The 698-nt window shown below is 63.2% G+C and carries 1 protein-coding gene; it reads left to right on the forward strand.

Going from position 1 to position 698, the window contains the following annotated elements:
* Positions 1 to 254: 254 nt before the first annotated feature.
* The gene (locus tag EN935_RS38905) at positions 255 to 644 is read left to right on the forward strand and encodes a hypothetical protein (RefSeq protein WP_109662176.1); all 390 of its coding nucleotides are present in this window, start codon (positions 255 to 257) and stop codon (positions 642 to 644) included.
* Positions 645 to 698: the final 54 nt, after the last annotated feature.

Consider the following 698-nt stretch of genomic DNA (forward strand, 5'->3'; position numbering starts at 1 on the left):
GAACCAACCCGCCCCGCCGAGCGCCCCGGCGCCGGCAGCAGGTCAGCGCATGCCTCCCAACGGCTACACCAAGTAGCCCCGGCTCAAAGACAGCCTGACATTGATGGCGTGACTTGACGGCGGTCTGGCGCTCGGCGCACCATTGCCAGGCAAACGCCGTTTCAGTTTATGTCAGCCGCGGGACGCCATCGCCTGAGTTCGGCAAGCGGCCCTGGCAGACCGGATATTATCGCTAGGGGTAAAGGGGGGTAATCATGAGAAAATCTGGAATCGTAACCGCGGCAGGCCTTCTGCTGGCGTCACTGCTTGGCGTCGTCGCGGCTCATGCCGACGATATGCTGGGATCCTATGTCGCGCGCATTTCCGATCGCGATCATCAGGCGAGTGACGGCTATGCGCTGGACAACGCCGCGCAAATGGTGAGGCAGGACCGCGCCAACTGGCACAAATTCCACCGCCGCGACAGCGACGATGAGGGCGATGGCTGGTTCAGGACCAACGACCAGCGCGCCGATCTGCAACGCATGCTGGAGCGCGGCGGCGCGATGAGTTCCTCGACCAAGCGCGCCATCGTCAATGGCGAACCGCTGATCCAGGTCGACGTCTACGAAAACAGCGTGCGCGTCAGCATTCTTGAGAACTGACCGGGTTAGCATCCGGGACGACTGACAGAAAAGGGCGGCGCGTCAGCGCCGCCC

The organism is Mesorhizobium sp. M7D.F.Ca.US.004.03.1.1 (assembly GCF_003998635.1).
GTDB classification, from domain to species: Bacteria; Pseudomonadota; Alphaproteobacteria; order Rhizobiales; family Rhizobiaceae; genus Mesorhizobium; species Mesorhizobium loti.